This window comes from Nostoc sp. CHAB 5715, assembly GCF_020829685.1.
In the GTDB taxonomy this organism is placed as follows: Bacteria; Cyanobacteriota; Cyanobacteriia; order Cyanobacteriales; family Nostocaceae; genus Nostoc.
This window is the reverse complement of record NZ_JAIVFR010001168.1, coordinates 1-2,087: the sequence shown is the minus strand read 5'-3', so window position 1 is coordinate 2,087 and position 2,087 is coordinate 1. Positions and strand designations below refer to the sequence as shown.

The 2,087-nt window shown below is 42.7% G+C and carries 2 protein-coding genes and 1 pseudogene; 2 read left to right on the top strand and 1 reads right to left on the bottom strand.

Translation table 11 applies throughout. The features are described from left to right. Positions 1-326: 326 nt before the first annotated feature. Positions 327-569, bottom strand: coding sequence for a hypothetical protein (locus LC574_RS37290; protein ID WP_229458649.1), 243 nt, complete (start codon positions 567-569; stop codon positions 327-329). 227 nt (positions 570-796) lie between these two features. On the opposite strand from LC574_RS37290, the gene LC574_RS37285 reads away from it, so the two are divergent. Continuing rightward, the gene (locus LC574_RS37285) at positions 797-1,429 is read left to right on the top strand and encodes a bifunctional 4-hydroxy-2-oxoglutarate aldolase/2-dehydro-3-deoxy-phosphogluconate aldolase (protein WP_229458648.1); all 633 of its coding nucleotides are present in this window, start codon (positions 797-799) and stop codon (positions 1,427-1,429) included. Between the two features lie 533 nt (positions 1,430-1,962). Continuing rightward, positions 1,963-2,087, top strand: a pseudogene (locus LC574_RS37280) (MerR family transcriptional regulator); the annotation flags it as partial.

Sequence of the window (2,087 nt, the reverse complement as noted above, 5' to 3'; positions counted from 1 at the left end):
ATTTTAGGGGTTATGTTGCTAACCTTGGTGAGCCTGATTTTCCTAAGTATGCATTGGTCTGCACCGGAGTCTACAACTACAAGCTTGGAAGTACGCCGTTCTCCTGCCTCTTGAACCCTATTAAGCTAGATAATCAATAAAAAAAAGCTCCTAGTTGGTCTTTAACTAGGCGCTTATCAAACTATTGCTTGGTAATTGCAGTATATGCATTTTTAAGTAGCTCTCTCCTCTACTAGAAGAATTAAGCTGAGTTTTTAATGGCTGTCTCTAAAGTAATGTAAAGGAAGCAAAATTAGGCGATGTATAGGACGAGCGTAGTTAATGACTCAATGGCTGAGAAATGGGAACAGTCTTCGGTAAGACCAATGCATACTTAGGAAAATCAGGCTCACCAAGGTTAGCAACATAACCCCTAAAATCGTTCCGTATGCCTTAGTCCGCCACCAAAATCCGTTTATTTGTACTGCACCTAGTCGGACAAGCTTCCACAGGCTGCCTATTTCCATGCTTTCGGAATCATGAATGCTAATTGGTAAATATCCTGCTGGGTTTTGTCGTGCAATTGTCATTTTAATTACTCCTTTAGTTCCAAAAGCTGAGGTATTTATTTTAAACTACGGTAATTCGATAAACTTACTGCCGTTTTTAATATCTCATAACTTGATACAAGAAGCAAGTTTGAAAGCCGTTCGCTGTTACTATGTCACGCTTGTATTGGGGAATGGGGACTGGTAAGTGAGAAAATTTGCTTGTATTAGCCCAATCCCCAATCCCTAATCCCTAATTCCCAGTCAAAATGCCTAATCAAATTTGGTTATCACAATTGCAAAAACATCGTGCGATCGCAGTCATCCGCGCCCCTAAAATCGAAGTGGGACAGCAAATGGCAATGGCTGTAGCATCTGGGGGAATGCAGTTAATTGAGATTACCTGGAATAGTTCGCGGGCTGGGGAATTAATCACTCAACTACGGTCAGAATTACCAGCCTGTACTATTGGCACTGGTACGCTATTCAATGTGCAGCAGCTAGAAGAAGCGATCGCATCTGGGGCGCAATTCCTCTTTACACCCCACGTTGACTCCGCAATGATTCAAGCAGCACAAGAAAAAAATGTGCCTATCATCCCAGGAGCTATGACTCCTACAGAAATTGTTACCGCCTGGAGTCAGGGCGCTAGTTGTGTAAAAGTGTTTCCCGTGCAAGCAGTGGGAGGGGTAGATTATATTAAAAGTTTGCAAGGGCCACTAGGTGAGATTCCCTTAATTCCTACTGGCGGCGTGACTTTGGAAAATGCCAAAGAATTTTTACAAGCCGGAGCGATCGCTGTCGGTTTGAGCGGGGAATTATTTCCCAAAAAGCTTGTCACAGAGGGGAATTGGGAAGCGATCGCATCTGTGGCAAGAAAGCTGATACAACAGTTAGGTTAACTTAGTACAACATTTCATTAATTCGTAGCGAATTCTCTGCGTACCTTTGCGCTTACCTCTGCGCGACGGCAGTCGCTACAACGGGGAGCCACTGCGGTGGACGGGAACACCTGCATAAAGCAAGTGGCGTGGGAACCCCCGCAACGCCCTGCCTCCCCTCTGCGTTTAAATTTCAACCCTCAATTCGCCACGATTTTACGCAAAGCTGTACTTAGAATCAAATCATCAAAAGTTCACATCTATTAAAGTAAAAGTAATAGATAGGGAATTAAAAATTCAAAATTCAAAACTTGTACTGAGCGTAGCCGAAGTATTCAAAACTTGTACTGAGCAAGTCGTTGTATTCAAAATTGAAGAGAGTTTCAGACGGAAACTTCGCGTAGCCGAAGTACGAGGATTTAAACCCCGACTGAAACTGAACTACGTGTTGACGTTGCGGGTCTTAAACTCTTTAATTTACGATAAAAGTGAAAACTGATAAGTTTCTCAAGGCTTCATTGTTTAAGTGTGAGTGTATCTAAAATGAAAAAACTGATTTGTCTCACCGTTCGGAAATTGAACAACACTTAATTTCTCAGTTGGTTTTGGCTTGTGGCGATGTGAGTTTGGTGTCTTTTATCAAGTTGAGTCGAGGTGCGATCGCAGCTAGTCGAAAAGC